Source organism: Paenibacillus thalictri, assembly GCF_004307995.1.
In the GTDB taxonomy this organism is placed as follows: domain Bacteria; phylum Bacillota; class Bacilli; order Paenibacillales; family NBRC-103111; genus Paenibacillus_AF; species Paenibacillus_AF thalictri.
Map to the genome: position 1 here is coordinate 233,194 of NZ_SIRE01000009.1, position 18,992 is coordinate 252,185.

Genomic DNA, 18,992 nt, shown 5'->3' on the forward strand with positions numbered 1-18,992 from the left:
TGCAAAGCGTATTTTTGACTGGGGCTCCAACGTGAAACCATCCGAATTTCATTTGCCGCCTAATCGAATGACTTTTGCTTTTCCCTTCATACCTTTCGTTACGTTGCGGGTATCGTAAATAAGCCGTGCATGATCCATGATCTGCTGCATGGGAATACATGAATGATCGGTGAGAATAAGCACGCAATCGGCCCGCTGCAAAGCGGCTTCCGATAGTTCTACGCCAATCATCCGCTCCTCTTTCACGAGTAGGGAGGGTACATACGGATCATGGTAGACAACATGCGCCCCCAGCTTTTTGAACAAATATATAATTTCGGAGGCGCTAGTTTCTCTGGCGTCATTAATATCTTTTTTGTAAGCCGCGCCATAGACCAGTATGTTTGCATCTTTCATAGGTTTATCCGGTGCCAGAGCCGATTGAATTTGCTGCACGATATAGGATGGCATCATCTGGTTGATATTGTTTGAAAGCTCGATAAACATGGCATCCATGCCGTATTGCTTCATTTTCCATTGCAAGTAGATCGGGTCTACCGGAATGCAATGGCCGCCGACTCCCGGTCCGGGATAAAAAGCGGAAAAGCCGAAGGGTTTGGTTGCTGCCGCCTCGATAATTTCCCAAACATCGATATCCAGCCGATCGCAGATCATAGCCATTTCGTTAATGAGGGAAATATTCACGAAACGATAGCAATTTTCAAGAAGCTTGGTCATTTCCGCCGCTTCAGTCGAAGAAACTGTAATGACTTTGTCAAAAGCGCGGCTGTATACTTCATATATTTTGTTTTTGCATGCCGATGTGACGCCGCTGACGATTTTCGTAATTTGCTCGATGGAATATTGCTTGTTTCCCGGATCTACGCGCTCAGGTGAAAAGCCAAGAAAAATATCGTTTCCTACCGATAATCCGGTTTGTTCGAGCAGCGGCATCAAAATTTCGGTGGTTGTTCCGGGGTATGTCGAGCTTTCCAGCACAATTATCTGCCCGGGCTTGACACGCCGGCCGATCTCTTCGCCTGCGAGCTTCAGGAACTGCAAGTCGGGCGTGTGAGCGGCAGATAATGGCGTCGGTACACATAAGATGATCGTATCTGCATGATCGATCGCATCGTAATTGTCGGTTTGCGTAAATCGTGCGGAGTTAAGTACCGATTGCACAGCATCGTCCGGAATATCCGGGATGTAGCTTCGCCCTTTGCGAAGAGTTTCGATTTTGCTGCGGTCCAGATCGATTCCTATCACCTGAAAGCCTTTTCTGGCAAACAACAGAGAGAGTGGGAGACCGACATATCCCAATCCGACGACGGCAACTGTCGGAAATTCTGATGTATCGCTGTGTTCCTGTTCCAAAATATGAATGCCTCCATTTCCTATTGTATTCTGTAGTTTATGTGATCCCGCTTGTGTTGGAATGGACGAACCGCCTGCTGCGGAATTTTTTTATGCTCGGCGTTAGCCCGTGCATATTGCACATGCGGCCATACTATGTAGGGATGCTTTATTGAATATTGGGGGGGAAGTTATGATTTGCTTTGCCATTCTTGCCCACAATCATGAGGATGTTCTGGCCAATCAAATAGAGAACGTGAGGAAATATAACCCCGGCTGCAAAGTCGTCGTATACAACGGGGGGACCGATACGCAGTTTGCACAAAGTTTGCAGGTTCCGATCTGTCCGAAGAGCCGGCCTTTAAAGAAAGGCAGGCTGGGGTGTTTCTTTATGGATATCATGTCCTGGCTGGAGGAAACCGGGGAAACATACGATTATCTTGTGAACCTGGACTCTGATGTCATGTTTGTAAGCAGCGGTTATGAGGATTACCTGGCAGCCTGTATGCAAGGTTACGACTGTATGGGAATTAATATGGGGCTCCAAAAGTCCCCCGACGAGGTTCCGCATTGGTACCCGGGGCAGACGATGTGGCAGGACTGGCTGCGCTGGCAGCCTTTTTTCAAAACCGATTATTTCTGCGGCACTTTAAACTCGATGCAAGTGTACAAACATTCCATCATCAGCCGGATGATGGAGGGGCTAAATCTCGACAGGATGGAGCAATTGATAGCCGAAACGAAGGTTTACGCCCTGGAGGAGATGCTGTATGCAACTTTGGCGGTGCGCGCCGGAGGCGTACCCCGCTCTTATCCATACAAAAGTATCGAATTTGTCCGTTTGGGAGAATCTTTGGCGGTCGATGAGGTGCATTACGCGCAATCGAAGCCGGACGTCTTTTTCGTACACCCCATTGAGCGGGATATGAACAACTTGTCCAGACAATGGCTCTCTCAGACCCGCAGCGAATCGTACCCGAAAAGCTTGACCGTCATATGGGCATGCCATCAGGGCGGGATGGAAACCGCGATTCACCACCGGCTGGCATTCATGAATCATCATTTGAACGCGGAAGCGCATGCGTTCTTTTATTACGGAGGCGCCGGACTGTCGAACTTTAATTCGATTCCTTACCATATTTCGAATAAACAGGCCGATCTGGTGGCGTATCTGAAGAAACATCAATTTGATACAGTCACCTTCGTGAATACCATTCATAACCTCGATGCCTTGGAAAAAGCGGGATTTCAAGGCAAGGCGGTGTTTGAATTTCACGGCATTAATAAATTCATCTTGCAAGAGCTGGATCGCATCAACACGTGGAAGGATCGCGGCATCATTCAGGGGATCGTCGTCCCGTCCGATTACGTTGCGGAAGTGGCTCATCAATATTTGGGGAATCGCAAAGAAATTCCCGTCTATGTGGCTAGGAATGTGCTGAACACGACCTTTTTCCACCGCAAAAACGAGGTGGAAACGTCATATTTCATTCGCGTTCCGCAGTCATGGGCGAATTGTCCGGTGATCGGCTGGGTCGGAAGATTGGACGCCAATAAAAACTGGAAGCTGCTGCTCAAGGTGTTCAGCGAGTTTAAAAAACTTAACGCCAGCGCGAAGCTGCTGATCGTCAGCGACATTACGACAAGCCCTCACCTGAACTTGTTCTACAAACGCGCGTGCTCTTATGGACTTATTAACGACATCCGGGTGCTGCCCAATCTCAGCTACGATAAGATGCCTTATTATTATTCGCTGCTGGTCAACTCCGGGGGGATCCTGCTCTCCACCTCCTATTCCGAAGGGTACCCGTACAGCTTGCTGGAGGCTCAAGCCTGCGAATGCCCGATCGTATGCTCCGATATCCGCGGCAATACCGAGGTGATTGCGCATGGGGAATCGGGGCTAACGTTTCCTATCGCAAATCATCATACCGCGGTGTCCTTGGTTTACGCGTTGACCACAAATAAAAACCTTCGGAAAATGATAGCCGAAGGCGCTCCAAAGCATATTCATCTGACAAACAACGTCCATAAAAACGTAAGCGAATATGCCGCGTGGCTGAAACGGCTGTCCGCTACGTAACGGCGCGGCGGAAATCGCATAACTCACAAGCGAGCCTGAAGGCAAAGCCTTTCGGGCTTTTGGCATGCGGCGAGTTCGCGGCATAAGCAGCGCCAGAACGAAAACAAGCGGGCTTACGCCCGCGTTGTTCAAACATTGGCTTACAAAAAGCCGGTTCTGATGACCGGGGGTGCGATTAAGGGGATGCCTTCCTCGTAGAGCGCTTTTTGCTCAAGACTGATCGGCATGACGGGCTGGCGGTCAAGATGCCACATGGCGAGTACCCACGAGGACAGGACAGGCCGCAGCTTTCCTTGGGAAATTTGATATATTTGCCCGTCGGGGGTTTGGACAAGGGAACCGTCGTCGTCATCCATGCAGTGCTCGGGAGATACTTCTGTCGTTAGCGGCCAACGTTTCATGTCCAACTGGGATAGGCGGGTAGCGCTGATTCCGGCACCTTCGGACTCCAGCTTATACCGCCGGTTGTTCTCTAATCGATAGACGGCCGGACCCATGCTCTTTACAGTAACGCTTGTCGGGTAAAAAGCGCCGATGTCGCCGATGCGGCCATCCGGCGTCCAGCCGGATTCGAATACGTTCTCGATACGCCGGCCCCACTTGCTGCGGAAATAGAGACGATCCGTTTCGGAATGGGGAATGGAAACGGAAGCGATGTCCGGCAGCTTAGGTATCATGTTCAGCAGGAAAGCCCGGACGGCGTAATCCATTACGGCGATTTCCGGCTGCTCAAACAATTCATCCAAGTATCCCAGCCTCCGGAAAGTTTCTCTAGGCATACATAATCCATAAGTGCCGGCATCTTCGCCTATGTCCGCCACATCGGTCCGCCCTTCACCGGCCTGCTCTTGAGAATCGTTCAGCCGGCCGGACGTCAAAGCCGCTTCGTTCCACAAAATAGACAAGGTCTGCCCTCTAGCCATCATCAGACCTTGATTGATAGCGCCGACAACCCCTATATCGTTGGAGTTGATCCAATACCGGAGTTTGCCGCCGCTTTTCCGCAAATAGTCGGCGGTCCCGTCGCTGGATCCATTGTCGATGACGATCAGCTCGCAAGCATGATTTGCGTCCGCCCGCTTGCTGTCCACGTAAGCCATTAACGACTCTTTGCGGTTGCAGACAGGAATGATGACGCTGGTTCCCTCTAGAGACTTGAGGTAACCGGAGGTTCCGTCCGCGCGGCCTTGATGATACCCTTTCTCGAATCCGGATGCGTAGCTGTGGTCGTAATGCAGGAATTTGTCCACAAGACTGGGGGGGCGATTTCGGGAGCTCCTTTTGCGAGGGCTGCTTTTCTTCATCGTTGTTGCCACCTCCTTCCTAATGGTCCTCCGCATACATCTGCCGGTAACCGTCTTCGAAGCCTTGGGCAAGCCCGGCCTCGTGGCCTTCCTTGTATGCCAGGTAATCAATGATCCGGCCTTCCTGATTGGCCGGTGTTTTCATGTTTTTTCTGATAGATGATGCGGCTCGCCGCGGTTTGCGCATTCGCTTCTTGCGATTCGTCGTTCGCAGTCGTTTGATCATGATGGGTGCCTCCAGATTCGTCTTCTTTCTCGAATGAAAGGAAATGCCTGTACGACTACCTGCATTCCCGGATTATTTCTACATTGTATGTAAGGTCACTTGGCCCGGAATGGACAGATATACCGGAAAAAAGGAATAAAAAAAGCCGGAGGCAAAAGTGTTCACGGCACAGGTGGGCATATCGCCGTGTCGAAGCGTCCACTCTGCTCATACAGTAAAACGAATAGCGGGTGAGGAGGGGTGACTTTGATTTGTTTTGTACTGCCTGATCGGAAACACAATGTGATGGCAACGAATCAGCTGGCTAACATTCGCAAGTACAATCCCGATAGCCGGATCGTATTGTGCAGCCCGGAGGATACGTTGTTTGACGCATCGGCACAGCCGGCCGGCGAATCGCTGAATCCCGGCTCCGGTAAACCTAATAAGCACGTCCAACTGCTGAATGCGCTGCGCTGGCTGACGAAATCGAACCTTGCCTTCGATTATGCGGTTATCGATCCCGATCCGCGGTTGATGTTTATAAAAGACGGCTTCGAGGCACACATCAAACAAGTTATGGATGAAACGGATGACGGCCTGCTGGCCGACTTCATGCAGCTGTACAGCCGCCGGCTTGTGGAGCGGATGCTTGACGAAACAAACGATGCTGCGGACCTGGCTTCGTTAGCTATGCAATGCGGGGGCAAGCTGCGGACTTATCCTGCCGAAGCGTCGCCGTTCTTGCGGACAGACAGGCCGCTTGTCGTCGACGAGGTGCAGAAGGCTCAGTCGCAAACAAAACTCCCGTTCGTATACCCGGTGCTGCCTTCTGCAGACGATCCGGCGCGCCAATGGGTTCTGCACTCTTCACAAGCGTTTCCAAGCAACCTGACGATTGTGTGGGGCTGCTATCAGGGCGGGGTGGAAACGGCGCTTCATTACAGGTTGAAAGCGTTAAACGCTTTGGGTGCGCCGTCGCATGCCTACTTCTACGAGCCTGGAATGGGACTGCCCAATTACCGCAGCATCCCGCATCGCGTCTCGGCGCAGAAGGACGACTTGGGTTCGTATATCGAGCATTACGGCTTTGATTGTGTGACCTTTGTCAATACGTTCTATAACTTTGAACAGCTTTCCCGCATCGATTATAAGGGCAAAGTGATCTTCGAGTTTCACGGTTACGATACAACGATTGCCCAGCAGCTGAACCGGATCAATGTGGGCGAGGATGGCGGCCGGATTGACGCGCTGGTCGTGCCCAGCGAATATGTCGCCCAGCTGGCGCGCGATTATATGAGCAACCGGCCGGAACTGCCCGTTTACGTAGCAAGGAATATGCTGGATACCACCGTGTTTCTAAAGCGGGAGAACATAGAGGATTTGCTGATCGATTTCCATCTGCCCAAGTCCTGGGCGGAGGAACCGCTGATCGGTTGGGTCGGACGTTTGGATGAGAACAAAAACTGGAAGTCGCTGTTGTCCATTTTTCAAGAGATCAAGAAAATCAACAAAAAAGCTAAACTGCTGGCGGTGAGCGATTTGTCGGTCAAACCGCAGCTTTACGATTTCTACGGGAAAGCCGCCGAATACGGTCTGACCGCCGATATCCGGATTTTATCCAACGTGCCCCACGGACAGATGCCGCTTTATTATTCCTTGATTGCCCAATCCGGGGGAGTCCTGTTGTCGACCTCTTATTCCGAAGGGTATCCTTATCATCTGCTGGAAGCGGCGGCATGCGAATGCCCGATGGTATGCTCGGACAATCGGGGCAGCCGGGAAATCGTCAAACATCAGGTATCGGGGCTGATCTATCCGCTGGACCGGGCCGATCTGGCGGTTGCTTATATCGCCGAACTGTTCTATAACAAGGCGATGCGTCGTCAATTAACGGACAGCGCCCGCAAGTACGTTGTCAACCACAACGATATTATGCGCCATACTTTGGCATACGCCAAATGGCTAGCCGATCAAACACGAAACACAGCGGTGCAGAAAAGCTGAAGGAAGGGATCAGAAGTTGGCGAAAGTGCTGGTAACAGGCGGAGCGGGGTTCATTGGTTCGCACATCGTCGAATCGTTGCTTGCTGAGGGTTATGAACCGGTGATTGTGGATATTATGCGGACAGGAAACCGTACTTTTGTGCCGGCGGGGGTAGTCCTGTACGAAACCGACATTTCCGCGAGCAATCTGGAAGAGGTGTTCGAGAAGGAAAAGCCGATCTACGCGATTCATCTTGCCGCGCAGGTGGATGTCGCCTCCTCCCTTAAAGATCCGGTCGGAGATGCCGGCACGAATATTGTAGGAACGATCCGATTGCTGGACTGTTGCCGTAAATTCAACGTAAAAAAAATCGTCTATTCGTCGTCTTGCGCCGTCTATGGGGATGCGGAGCAAGATGGTGGCGGCATTACCGAGGACTTTCCCATCCGGCCGCTGACCTTTTACGGCATATCCAAGTTCAGCCCGGAATTATATATCCGCGCATACCAGCAGCTTTATGGGCTTGCTTTCACCATTTTCCGCTATGCCAATGTATACGGTCCAAGGCAAACGCCCAAGGGAGAAGGGGGCGTTGTTCCTATCTTTATCGGCAAACTGAGCTTGGGGGATACGCCGGTCATTTATGGCGACGGCGAGCAGACCCGCGACTTTGTGTACGTCAAAGACGTAGCGGCGGCCAACCTCCTTGCTTTGCGCAAAGGAGACAACGAAATCTTCAATATCGGCTGCAGCCGGCCGACAAGCGTGAACCGGCTTTACGAGCTCATCTCTTCTCTGCTTGAAGTTCACGTTCCTCCGCTGTATTATCCGAAGCGCAGCGGAGATATTACGGACAGTTTGTTAAACCATTCAAAGGCGAAGCAGCAGCTCGGTTGGACGCCCGGTTACGATTTGCAGGCGGGTTTGCGCGAGACAATCGATTATTTCAGGGCCATACAGCAGGTACTATAAAAAGTTAGTACTATAAAACAATTAGGGGCTCCCATATAATGTAACTATCAACAGTTATGGGGGTTAGGTTATGCCGCTGATTACTGCCTTGTTGCGGATGTTCGTTAGGATCTGTTTCCGACCGAAAGTGGCCGGACTGGAGAAGCTTGATTTGACGCAGCCGGCCATCGTGATGCCCAATCATGTATCGCTGCTGGATGCGGTGATATTGGCGCTTTATTTGCCGAAGGACGTGACGTTTGTCGTCAATACCGATATTGCCAAACGGTTCGGGCTGCTGATCCGGCTGCGCAAGCATATCACGGTCGACCCGCTGAATCCGTATTCGGTGCGCCGGATGGTCAAGGTGGTGCAGCAGGGCACGCCGCTGCTGCTGTTTCCGGAAGGCCGCATTACGACAACCGGCGGCATGATGAAAATTTATCCGGGTATCGGATATATTGCGCTGAAAACCGGCGCAGCGTTGTACCCGGCGGCCATTAACGGTCTCGAGCGCTCCAAGTTATCCTACTTGGCGGGAAAAGTGAAACAAGTATGGTTTCCGAAGGTGTCGGTGTCCATCGGAGACCCGTTTAAGATCGAATTTCGCAAAGATGAGCCGCTTCGCCGCCAGAAAGAACGTGCCGCCCGGCTGATCCAGATCAGCTTGCAGGAGCAGTTGTTCCGCAGCCGCGCGAAAACCGGCGTTAACTTGTTCAACGAATTGCTGGATGCGGTTAAGACAAACGGTGCATCTGTGCAAATATGCGAGGATATCACGCAAAAGGCGACTTACCGCCAGTTGCTTATCGCTGCTTACGCGCTGAGCCGCAAGCTGTCCGGCCTGCTTGCCGGGCAGCAAACGGCGGCTGTGCTGCTGCCGAATTCCATCGGCCACATCGCCGCGCTGCTGTCGCTTTTTCGGCTCGGCGTGTCGCCGGCGATCCTGAACTTCTCCGCGGGGCGTCAGGCGTTAATGGACGCTTGCGAAACCGCCGATGTGCGGACTGTGCTCACCTCGCGGCTGTTTGTGGAGAAAGCGAAGCTGCAGCCGGTGATCGACAGCTTGCAGGAAGGCCGCACGATCGTCTACCTGGAGGATATTCGCGCGGCGGTTGCTAGCGGCGACAAGCTGGGGGCGCTGGTCGATTATATACTGAAAAAACGCGCTTTGCACGAAGACGGCGAAGTGATTTTATTTACTTCCGGCAGCGAGAACAAGCCCAAAGGCGTCGTGCTTGGCCATGACAATTTGCTGGCCAATGCGCTGCAGGCACGCAGCGTGATCGATTTTACCCAGAAGGATAAGATGTTCAATGCAATGCCGATGTTTCACAGCTTTGGATTGACTGCGGGCACGCTGCTGCCTCTTCTGACCGGCATGAAGGTGTATCTGTATCCGAGTCCGCTGCATTATAAAGTCATCCCCGAGCTGGTTTATGATAAAAATGCAACGATCCTGCTAGGTACGTCGACATTTTTGGCCGCTTACGGCAAGACGGCGCATCCATACGATTTTTACTCGCTGCGTTTGGTTGTGGCGGGTGCGGAGAAGCTGAAAGACGAAGTGCGGCAGCTGTGGGCTGACAAATTCGGGCTGCGCATCCTGGAAGGCTACGGCACAACGGAAGCTGCTCCGGTGCTGTCGCTGAACACGCCGCTGCAATGCCGCAAAGGCACGGTCGGCAAGCTGCTGCCGGGCGTTGAATACCGCATCGAGCCGGTACCCGGCATCGAGGGAGGCAACCTGTTTGTCAAAGGGCCAAACCTGATGAGAGGTTACCTGATTCACAGCGCGGGTTTTGTCCCTTGTCCCGAATGGTACGATTGCGGCGATGTGGTCGAAATGGATGATGAAGGTTACTTGACGATCAAGTCCCGCCTGAAGCGGTTTGCCAAAATCGGCGGCGAGATGGTCTCGCTGAATTTGGTCGAGGAAGTCAGCACCCTTTGCTTCAAGGACGCCGCGGTGGCCGCAGTGAATATCCCCGATCCGCGGAAAGGCGAGCAGGTCGTGTTGTTCTACACAGGTCCCGTCTGCCAGCTTGCGGCGTTGAAGGAATATTTGAAAGCCGGCGGTTATCCGCCGCTGCTCGCTCCTTCGCGTATGGTGCAAACGGAACGGCTGCCGCTGCTGGGCAGCGGCAAGACCGATTATGTCAGCTTAAAGAAAATCGCCCAAGAGGAAGCCGATCGCACGTCCAAATCATCGCCGGAAGAAGAAGGAGCGCATGCCGTATGAATATCATGCCTGGAGTGTCCCCGCAAACAACAAACCAGCGTGCGCTAAGAACACTGATGTTCACGCAGTTTTTATCGGCGTTTGCCGACAATATGATTTTGTTTATTACGCTTGCCGTCATTGCTAAGGGCGGGTTTCCCGGCTTTTACATCGGCGTGGTGCAGGCAGCCTTCCTGCTTGCTTATGTGGTGCTCGCCCCTTTCGTTGGGGCGATCGCCGACCGCAACGCCAAATCGCGCGTATTGCTCGCTGGCAATGCGATCAAGGGCCTTGGCATCGTCTGTTTGTTCGCCGGGATTGATCCGGCGGTCAGTTATGCGGTTGTAGGCATGGGCGCGGCGGTATATTCGCCGGCCAAATACGGGATTTTGCCGCAGCTCGCTCCGGATGAGCACGCGCTGCTGAAAGCAAATGCCAAAATCGAGGGGTACACCATTATGGCCATTCTCGCCGGTTCGGTGTGCGGCGGTGTTTTGGCCGATAAATCGATCCCTTGGGCTTTGACCGCATGTTTGGCGCTGTACTGCGTTTCGCTTGGCCTCTCGCTGCTTATTCCGAAAATTCCCGGCAATGCGAACATACATTACGGTAAAGATGCTCTAGCTTTTTTCAAGGACTTGGCTTGTTTGTTTAAAGACCCGAAAACACGCTTCTCCTTGGTTGGCACGGGTTCCTTCTGGATGTCTTCAGCGGCCTTGAGGCTTGCTATCATCGCCTGGATTCCGCTTCATCTGGGGATCGAATCGCTTGATCGGATCTCGATGCTGGTCGCCGTCACCGGGGTTGGCATTATGATCGGCGCTTTGGTTACGCCGCTGCTTATGCCGGTCCGCAAATTTTACAACGTGTACTGGTACGGTCTGCTGATGTTTGTCGTGATTCTCTTGTTCCCGCTAATCACGAATTTGTATGCAACGATCGCTTTGCTGCTGATTGTCGGTTTTGCAGGCGGGGTGTTTATCGTTCCGATGAACGCGGTGCTCCAGGATGAAGGGCATCGCATGGTTGGAGCGGGGAAAACAATTGCCGTGCAAAATTTCGTGGAAAACGCGCTGATGTTAATCGGCGTCACCTTGTATACCCAGGTCAGCGGCATGAAGATCAGCGTCGACACTTCCATCCTTGGCATCGCGGTCATCCTGGCGTTGTTTGTGCTTTATTTGGCGCTTCAGAGCAAAAGAGCGGCGAAGTTGTAGATCGACGATTTTATCTCGAAAGGAGCCGATATGCGTGGGAATGGAAGCGTACCTTCTGCCCATGGTCATCCTGCTGCTCGTGCTGGTCGTTACTTTGATCAGCATCGACAGTAAACTGTCCCGGCAGATCAAGCAAAACAAAGACATTGAAGATGCCTTGTACCGGCTGATCGAAATCACGAAGCAAAAATCGCAATAAGTATATGGATCCTCTGCGAACTTTAGCAAATTGTTAAGAATATTAATATTTGACCGTGTATCGGCCTAATAGTTTCCTAATAGCTATGAGCGACAATATGAGTATTATATTCAGGGGGTAATGTCGCTTTATGGCTAAAATATTGGTTGTGGACGATGCGGCTTTTATGCGTGCGATGCTGAAAGGAATGTTGAGCGAGGACGGACACGAAATTATCGCGGAAGCAGGCAACGGCTTGGAAGCGGTCCAAGCCTATAATCAGCATAAACCGGATTTGGTGACGATGGATATCACGATGCCGGAAATGGACGGCGTGCTGGCGGTGAAGGAAATACGTAAAACGAATCCCGAGGCGAAAATCATCATGTGCTCCGCCATGGGGCAAAAGCAGATGGTTGTGGAGGCGATCAGCGCGGGAGCGCGCGACTTCGTCGTCAAGCCGTTTCAGAAGGACAGGGTTCTCGAATCTATTCGCAAAGTGCTGGGGGTCTAGGGGCTCTAGCACAGGCTGGACCAAAGGGATGAGCAGGGGGGTGGAGAAGCGCTAGCGTCCGCTTTTAAAATCGGGGTCCGACCACTCTATATTGTTCATAGGGACTCGATTTTAATGGGCGGTCGGAATCTCCTGCTCATCCCCAACAAACGCGCAAAAAGCAGCTCACCGCTCAAAAAGGACCGTCAGGGTGATTTTACCCAGACGGTTTTTCTTGTATTTCCCAGCCCGCCTCGCAATTGACATTGCGGTAAGCCGGTTCTATAATACTTTACTATTCGACTGAAAGTGTCGATTTGTGGCATAGAACCGTTTCATTTCCAAAGTGAAAGCGAATACAAAAACGCAGTCAAGAGGTGTGCAGGATGAAGGCATCGTTTATCGGCAAAACCCGCGGGCCCGTTTCGTTTCAAACGAAGCTGCTGCTCTCCTACATCATGATTATCATCGTCCCGGTCTTGTCCGCGCTGCTCATTTACGGAGTAAATTTGTACAACCAGACGAAAAGCTACTATGAAGATTTCCTTCACCAGCTGAACAACCGGACGAATGTGAACGTGAATGATTTTATTTCCAATATCGCGCGCAATTCGTTTTTTTATTTAACCGATCCGAAGCTAAGTGTCATTATTACAAAAAATGTCCAGCTGGAAAGCAAGGAATATGTCGAAGACTCCATCTACATGCAAAGGGCGATGGACCAACTGGTCGTGATGAACGGAAACATCGCCGCCATTTCCATGATGGCTCCGAACCGGCGGATTTACGGCAGTGTGGCTGCTTTCGAACCGGATATGGAGCCGATTATCCAGTCGTTAAACAAGCAGGCGCTGCAGCAGGGAAAATTCGTGATCTCGGCTCCTTATATCAGCGAAAGAAGGTTCAACACGGATAAGCTGCTGTCCATCGTGCGGTATTTGAAAGACATCAACCTGACCTCGGATAAGGAAAGTTACACCAAAATCGACATCAAATTTAAATCGTTGGAAAATATACTCGGAAGCAGCGAAAGTACGTACAACGAAGTGGGGACGATCGTGCTGCTGGACGGCAGCATCATTTACCAATCCCAGCCGCTCGACGAATCCGAGAACAAGCAGATCGAAGCGATTTTTGCAAGCCGGTTGGACGATGGCCGCAATACGTTTAAGCTGAACAACGGCGATACGTACTTGTTCAGCAGCACGATCAACGACTGGACGGGCTGGCAGGTCATTCATTATGTGCCCACACGGCTGATCGACCAAACTTTTATCGTAAACACACGGAATTATATGCTGCTCAGTTTGTTTGCGTTGATTGCCGCCGGTGTGCTGGCTTTGTTTTTCTCCAGACGGTTCATTAAGCCGATACACAAATTAAACAAAGCGATGAAGCTGGTCGATTCCGGCAATTACGACGTCGTGGCCATCCATGAGAACCGGACCGACGAAATCGGCAGACTGGTAGGTAGCTATAACGATATGATCCACCGTTTGAAGGAAAGCAGGGAAACCGAAATCATATCCAGCCAGTTGCAGAAGCGGGCCGAGATGAACATGCTGCAAGCGCAAATCAACCCGCATTTTTTGTACAACACGTTAAATGCGATTCATTCCATTGCCGAGCTGCACCGGGTCGGCGATATTTCCACGATGGCCAAAAGCCTGTCCAGCATGTACCGCTACAATATTAAAACCGGCGACGAATCTTCGATCGAAAGGGAATTGGAACAGATCAAGCATTACATCCACATCCAGCAAATTCGCTTCTTGGGCAAATTTCAAGTGGAGTACCGGGTCGATGAGGAGCTTCTGCCGTGCCGCATTTTAAAGTTTCTGCTGCAGCCGCTGGTGGAGAACGCCTTCTACCACGGGCTTGAGCCGAAGGGCGGCAAAGGAAAGCTGGCGATCATCATCGAGAAGCGGGGGCAGTTGCTGTTCATCCGCGTCGAAGACGACGGGTTAGGCATGAGCGTACAGAAACTGGCCGAATTGAAGGCCATATTCGAAAAGCCGTTTCAGGCGGGCAGCTTGGACGCCCGAGACAATTTCGGTTTGCGCAACGTCAATGCCCGGATCAAACATTTTTACGGGGAAAATTATTGGATCGCCGCAAGTCTCCGCGAGCAGGGCGGGACGGCGGTCGAATTGGCGATCCCAATCGTAAAGGGGAGCGAAACAGCATGAATGTACTCGTGGTTGACGACGAATATTTTGCCCGAAAAGCGGTTGTGCAGATGATCCAGGACTGGAACATCGAAGCCGCGGTGTTCGAAGCCGAGGATGGAAGGGAAGCGGTGGAACTGCTGGAACGGAGTCCGATGGACGTTGTTTTTTCCGATATCCGCATGCCATTGCTGGACGGGATGGAGCTGGCTAAATATATGTACGACAATTGCCCAGGGACGGCCAATGTCATTATTAGCGGCTTCGACGATTTTGCTTATGCGCAGCAGGCGATCCGTTACAAGGTCGAGCATTATTTGCTCAAGCCCGTCGATAAGGAGCAGATCTGGGAGCTGCTGGACCGCTTTCAAGAACGGGAGGTGGATTCCGCGGCCAAACGGCTGGAAGCGCAGCTCGCCGGCATATTGTACGACGATCAAGCGGCTGTGCCGGGTATAAGCGAAGGGCGGAGCATCGATTTTTATGTGGTGACGGTGATTCGCTCCGCTGCGGCGGATAAAGCGGGGCTGCACGAAGCTTTGCGGAGTGAGCACTGGGGCGGCGCTGCGGACTATTTGGCGATCGGCGATAAGCGGCACGGCGATTTGACGGTGGCATGGATATACGGGAGTGGAGCCGCCGTCTCGGAGTGGGGCGCTATGGTTCAGCGCGCCGTAAGCCGCGTTGTCGCGGCGTACGGCAATCGGACGCAAAGCCGCGTATACGCAGGGATCAGCGCGGCTCACACGGACTTGGCAGAGCTGTCAGCTGCTTATAAGGAGGCGAAAAGCGCCCTTTTGTACCGGCTGTTATCGGCGGAACGGGTTGTTTTTGACGAAGCGTATGTGAAGCAAAACCGCCCGTACCGCTACGAGCTGCTTGAGGAATGGATTTCCGCGGTATACCAGAAGACGGTCAAATACCAGATTCAGGAGGCGGTCGAGCTGCTGCGGGGATATTTGGCGGATGCGCCGAAGCTGGAGTTATCCGTCAACGCTTACCAGGATATGTGCGCCAAGGCGACGGCGATGATTAATTCCGTTATTGAGCTGGCCGGCAAAAAGGATGGCGGGCCATCTTTGTTTCTGGAGCCGATCGATCTCCACGAATATGACCATGCGCAGCACATCGCCGCCGTGTTCGCTGATGCGCTGAACGCGGTTGGACAACGGCTGCTGCAGGGCAGGATGAAGACCGACATGGTGGAAGACATGAAGCATTATGTGAGCGAGAACTACAGGCAGGACATCGTGCTGGACGATTTGGCCAAAAACGTCTATTTTACCGCTCCCGCCCATTTAAGCCGCCTGTTTAAAAAGAAAACGGGCATGCGTTTTTCGCAATTTCTGCTTTCTGTGCGGATGGAGAAAGCCAAATCGCTGCTGGATGGCGGTACGGCCTTATCGATTGCCGAAGTGGCAAGCTCGGTCGGTTTTAACGATTATTCCTATTTCATCCAGATGTACAAGAAATATTACGGCGAAACGCCCGGAAAGCTCAAGAAACAATGGGAGGAAGGGTCCGGGTAATCAGTTTTATTATATAAAACGAATCAGCTATCTCATATTTTACGGCATGAACCCGAGTGTATACTGAATGACATCAACGATCGAAAGGGGTCATTACAAACATGAGAGCAGCACAAAAATGGACAGCGGGCGTACTCGCTTTATCGCTTGGCGTCGTAGCCGGATGCTCCGGCGGCAGTAGCCCGGCTGAAGCTCCAAAGGCAGGCGGTGAAAGCGCTTCAAAGCAGGTCGCAGCACCTTCAACCACTCCCGCGGCAGGCGGCAAGCAGGTGAAAATCGAATATTTCCAGATGAAATCGGAAATGGTCGACACCGTTAACGGTTTGATTAAAGATTTTCAAAGCAAAAATCCGAATATTACCGTTGAGCAAAACAATGTGCCGAATCCGGAAAACATCTGGATGATGCGTGTGTCGACCGACGACGCGCCGCCGATTTTCACCCATTATCCGCATAACCCGGTATTCCAGCAAATGGCCAAAGACGGCAGGGTTGTCGACATGACGGGTACTCCGTTTATGGCAAACGTGCAGCCGGCCATTGCCGATGTCAGCAAGATCAACGGTAAAAACTACGCGGTGCCGATTGCCGTCGCTACGCTTGGCGTCCACTATAATGTCGATATTTTCAACAAGCTGGGCCTGAAAATTCCGCAAACGTACGATGAGTTGATCCAAACCGCAGAAAAAATCAAAGCGGCCGGCATTACGCCGATTTATTTCTACGATAAAGACTGGAACGCCATCCGTCAGGAAGTCGTATCCAAGATGGGCCTTATGCTGCCGGACGTCGAGAACTTCCTCGACAGCGTGATGAAAGGCAAAGCGCACATTACGGACAATCCGAACTTCAAGCCGTTTGCGCAAAAGCTGTACGACCTGCGTAAATACGCGCAAAAAGACAATCTGGGCACCGGTTACGACGACGCGCTCCGCGAATTTGCCAACGGTAAAGCGGCGATGCTGTATACCGGCATCTGGGCGGTCAAAACGATCAAGCAATCGAACCCGAACCTGAACTTCGCGATGTTCCCGCTGCCGGCCGAGAAAGCGGAAAACACCAAAGCGCAAGTATCCGTAGATACGGCGATCGGTTTGCCGGCCAAAGGCAAAAACCAAGATGAAGCGAAGAAATTCCTGGAATACATGTCGTCCAAGGAAGTTGTGCAGAAATATGTCGATGCAGGCGGCTATCCTGCAGCCATCCAAGGCGTTACAAACAATACCAAAGAAATCAACTCGCTGAACGATCTGATCGTTGCAGGCAAAGTATTTCCGACTATTGAGCGCGTCTGGCCTACAGGAGTCAACGGAGATGTAGGTAAGGCAACTCAAGAGATGCTGGCCACCGGGGATATCGACGGTTACCTGAAGAAGCTGGATACGATTTTCTACAATAAGCTGAACCAATAAGCATAACAGGAAAGCCCCCGCGGCAGGTCTGACTGAAGTCGAGGGGGCCTTTTTGTATCAATTTGCATGAATGGATGACCGGCTGCGCTGCGGCGCTATGCCTGTACATGTGCGATTGCGCACGAAACGTTTAGCGAATATACACCGGTCCTTGAATGGCCGGTGCGCATGGGTAGATGCCTGGAGGTGGATGATGGAGGCGACGCGAAAAATGTCCGGAAGCAAATCCGGCTTCACGTTTTTTATGCTTACCGTACCGACATTGCTGCTGTATTTGTTCTTTTTTGTGCTGCCTGTCGGGATGGGGATTTATTACAGTACGACAAACTGGGACGGCTTTTCCCTTTCTTATAAATTCGTCGGTTTGAAAAATTATATTGATTTGCTCAAAGACAGCCGGTTTCTCGAATCGATGCAATTTACGTTTCTCTATATGGCGCTGGTTGTTGTCGTTAAGCTGTTTTTGGCGCTGCTGCTTGCTTTCTTCTTAAGCGGCAGCATCAAGCTGCGCGGCTTGATCCGCTCGGTTTATTTCTTCCCCGCCGTGCTCAGCACGATTACGGTCGGGCTCATTTTCAACCGGATCTTTTATTCCGTATTCCCGGCGATCGGCACGGCGCTGGGCATCGACTGGCTGTCGCAGAACTTGCTCGGCAGCAAAAGCACGGCGATTTACGGCGTCGCTTTTACAAATATTTGGCAGGGCGTGGCCGTGCCGATGGTCATTTTTATCGCGGGACTGGCGAGCGTGCCCAAAGATTTGAAGGAAGCGGCGGTTATTGACGGAGCGACGCCGGTGCAGCGCTTTTTCTCCGTGACGCTGCCGTTCCTGATTCCGATGCTGACGGTTAATGTGGTGCTGGCGATCAAAGGCGCGCTGACGGTATTCGATTACATTGTGGCGATGACCGACGGCGGCCCCGGCCATGCGACCGAATCGATCGGCTTCCTCATTTACCGTCACGGGATGAACGAAATGAAATTCGGATACGGCACGGCGGAAGCGATCTATGTGTTCCTGCTGATTGGAATTATCTCGTTTATCCAGATCAAGCTGCTCAGCCGGAAGGAGGTTGGCCAGCAATGAACGAACATATTGCCTTGCGTACGCTGCGTTATGTGATACTGGCGATCGGGATGCTGTTTATCATCGTGCCGATGTATCTTACGCTGACGATTGCGATGAAAACGCAGGAGGAAACGGCCAAAAGCTTTTTCTCGCTGCCCTCGAGTTTTTACATGGGCAATTTTATGGAAGTGGTGAACAAAAGCGAATTTTTCACCTTCCTGGGTAATTCCGTCTATGTGACCGTGCTTTCGATTGTCATCATGCTGGTGCTGATTCCGATGGTCTCTTACGCAATTTCGCGGAACTTCCGCAGCACCTATTATAAACTGCTGTATTTGGTCGTTATCTCCGGCGTGTTTGTGCCGTTTCAAGCGGTCATGCTGCCGATCTACCGGCATATGAGCATGCTGAAGCTGCTGAATCAGAACGGGCTGATCGTGATGTATGTGACGCTTGCTTTTGCCCAGGGCATCTTCTTATGTGTCGGTTTTCTGAAAAATGTGCCGTTGGAGCTGGACGAGGCCTCGAAAATCGACGGCTGCGGCACATGGGCGACGTTTGTGCGGATTGTGTATCCGCTGATGACGCCGATCATTGCGACGATATTGATTTTGAACAGCTTGTGGATTTGGAACGACTTTCAGCTGCCGTTGATCATTTTGAACCGGCATCCGGACTTCTGGACGCTGCCGCTGTTCATCTACAATTTCAAAAGCGAATATTCGTCGAATTATAACCTCGCTTTTGCCGGATTTTTCATCTCAATGCTGCCGATTCTGCTGCTGTACGGCTTCACGCAAAAGCATATTATCGGCGGCTTAACCGAAGGGGCGTTGAAATAAC

15 protein-coding genes are annotated in these 18,992 nt (G+C 51.9%); 12 read left to right on the forward strand and 3 right to left on the reverse strand.

The genetic code is table 11. The annotated features are described in order from the left end of the window. Positions 1–48: 48 nt before the first annotated feature. Positions 49–1,353 (reverse strand): nucleotide sugar dehydrogenase, encoded by a 1,305-nt coding sequence (locus tag EYB31_RS14200; protein ID WP_338119941.1) that lies wholly within the window; start codon positions 1,351–1,353, stop codon positions 49–51. Between the two features lie 172 nt (positions 1,354–1,525). Here EYB31_RS14200 and EYB31_RS14205 point away from each other — a divergent pair, with 172 nt between their 5' ends. Then, entirely contained in the window at positions 1,526–3,415 is a 1,890-nt protein-coding gene (locus tag EYB31_RS14205) for a glycosyltransferase family 4 protein (protein WP_131013998.1), read from the forward strand. Positions 3,416–3,555: 140 nt separating this feature from the next. On the opposite strand, the gene EYB31_RS14210 is transcribed toward EYB31_RS14205, so the two are convergent. Continuing rightward, positions 3,556–4,665, reverse strand: a complete 1,110-nt coding sequence (locus EYB31_RS14210; RefSeq protein ID WP_165452419.1) for a glycosyltransferase — start codon at positions 4,663–4,665, stop codon at positions 3,556–3,558. Between the two features lie 73 nt (positions 4,666–4,738). Then, entirely contained in the window at positions 4,739–4,945 is a 207-nt protein-coding gene (locus EYB31_RS14215) for a hypothetical protein (RefSeq protein ID WP_131014000.1), read from the reverse strand. A 246-nt stretch (positions 4,946–5,191) separates the two neighbouring features. Here EYB31_RS14215 and EYB31_RS14220 point away from each other — a divergent pair, with 246 nt between their 5' ends. The 11 genes from EYB31_RS14220 to EYB31_RS14265 all read left to right on the forward strand — a co-directional run bounded on the left by EYB31_RS14220 (position 5,192) and on the right by EYB31_RS14265 (position 18,991). Further along, positions 5,192–6,931 carry a glycosyltransferase family 4 protein gene (locus EYB31_RS14220; protein WP_131014001.1) on the forward strand — a complete coding sequence of 580 codons (1,740 nt, stop codon included), beginning with the start codon at positions 5,192–5,194 and terminating at the stop codon, positions 6,929–6,931. Positions 6,932–6,956: 25 nt separating this feature from the next. Further along, positions 6,957–7,883 carry an NAD-dependent epimerase/dehydratase family protein gene (locus tag EYB31_RS14225; protein WP_338119943.1) on the forward strand — a complete coding sequence of 309 codons (927 nt, stop codon included), beginning with the start codon at positions 6,957–6,959 and terminating at the stop codon, positions 7,881–7,883. Positions 7,884–7,953: 70 nt separating this feature from the next. Beyond that, positions 7,954–10,104, forward strand: a complete 2,151-nt coding sequence (locus EYB31_RS14230; RefSeq protein WP_131014003.1) for an AMP-binding protein — start codon at positions 7,954–7,956, stop codon at positions 10,102–10,104. Continuing rightward, on the forward strand, positions 10,101–11,300 hold the full coding sequence (gene lplT, locus EYB31_RS14235) for a lysophospholipid transporter LplT (RefSeq protein WP_240762407.1): 1,200 nt from the start codon (positions 10,101–10,103) through the stop codon (positions 11,298–11,300). The genes EYB31_RS14230 and lplT overlap by 4 nt, the downstream gene beginning before the upstream one ends. 34 nt (positions 11,301–11,334) lie before the next feature. Continuing rightward, positions 11,335–11,499 carry a hypothetical protein gene (locus EYB31_RS40215; protein WP_165452420.1) on the forward strand — a complete coding sequence of 55 codons (165 nt, stop codon included), beginning with the start codon at positions 11,335–11,337 and terminating at the stop codon, positions 11,497–11,499. A gap of 130 nt (positions 11,500–11,629) precedes the next feature. Then, positions 11,630–11,992, forward strand: coding sequence for a response regulator (locus EYB31_RS14240; RefSeq protein ID WP_131014004.1), 363 nt, complete (start codon positions 11,630–11,632; stop codon positions 11,990–11,992). A 365-nt stretch (positions 11,993–12,357) separates the two neighbouring features. Then, the gene (locus EYB31_RS14245) at positions 12,358–14,160 is read left to right on the forward strand and encodes a sensor histidine kinase (protein WP_131014005.1); all 1,803 of its coding nucleotides are present in this window, start codon (positions 12,358–12,360) and stop codon (positions 14,158–14,160) included. Beyond that, the gene (locus tag EYB31_RS14250; RefSeq protein ID WP_131014006.1) at positions 14,157–15,668 is read left to right on the forward strand and encodes a response regulator; all 1,512 of its coding nucleotides are present in this window, start codon (positions 14,157–14,159) and stop codon (positions 15,666–15,668) included. The genes EYB31_RS14245 and EYB31_RS14250 overlap by 4 nt, the downstream gene beginning before the upstream one ends. Before the next feature lie 101 nt (positions 15,669–15,769). After that, positions 15,770–17,080 (forward strand): ABC transporter substrate-binding protein, encoded by a 1,311-nt coding sequence (locus EYB31_RS14255; protein ID WP_131014007.1) that lies wholly within the window; start codon positions 15,770–15,772, stop codon positions 17,078–17,080. Between the two features lie 211 nt (positions 17,081–17,291). Beyond that, positions 17,292–18,167 carry a carbohydrate ABC transporter permease gene (locus tag EYB31_RS14260; RefSeq protein WP_131014008.1) on the forward strand — a complete coding sequence of 292 codons (876 nt, stop codon included), beginning with the start codon at positions 17,292–17,294 and terminating at the stop codon, positions 18,165–18,167. After that, positions 18,164–18,991, forward strand: coding sequence for a carbohydrate ABC transporter permease (locus EYB31_RS14265; RefSeq protein ID WP_131014009.1), 828 nt, complete (start codon positions 18,164–18,166; stop codon positions 18,989–18,991). The genes EYB31_RS14260 and EYB31_RS14265 overlap by 4 nt, the downstream gene beginning before the upstream one ends. Position 18,992: the final 1 nt, after the last annotated feature.

Excerpts from the sequence above, each read along its gene's own strand:
- EYB31_RS14250 (WP_131014006.1), top strand. The coding sequence starts at position 14,157 with ATGAATGTACTCGTGGTTGACGACGAATATTTTGCCCGAAAAGCGGTT.
- EYB31_RS14260 (WP_131014008.1), top strand. The coding sequence starts at position 17,292 with ATGTCCGGAAGCAAATCCGGCTTCACGTTTTTTATGCTTACCGTACCG.
- EYB31_RS14205 (WP_131013998.1), top strand. The coding sequence starts at position 1,526 with ATGATTTGCTTTGCCATTCTTGCCCACAATCATGAGGATGTTCTGGCC.
- EYB31_RS14230 (WP_131014003.1), top strand. The coding sequence starts at position 7,954 with ATGCCGCTGATTACTGCCTTGTTGCGGATGTTCGTTAGGATCTGTTTC.
- EYB31_RS14255 (WP_131014007.1), top strand. The coding sequence starts at position 15,770 with ATGAGAGCAGCACAAAAATGGACAGCGGGCGTACTCGCTTTATCGCTT.
- EYB31_RS14245 (WP_131014005.1), top strand. The coding sequence starts at position 12,358 with ATGAAGGCATCGTTTATCGGCAAAACCCGCGGGCCCGTTTCGTTTCAA.
- EYB31_RS14215 (WP_131014000.1), bottom strand. The coding sequence starts at position 4,945 with ATGATCAAACGACTGCGAACGACGAATCGCAAGAAGCGAATGCGCAAA.
- EYB31_RS14240 (WP_131014004.1), top strand. The coding sequence starts at position 11,630 with ATGGCTAAAATATTGGTTGTGGACGATGCGGCTTTTATGCGTGCGATG.
- lplT (WP_240762407.1), top strand. The coding sequence starts at position 10,101 with ATGAATATCATGCCTGGAGTGTCCCCGCAAACAACAAACCAGCGTGCG.
- EYB31_RS14265 (WP_131014009.1), top strand. The coding sequence starts at position 18,164 with ATGAACGAACATATTGCCTTGCGTACGCTGCGTTATGTGATACTGGCG.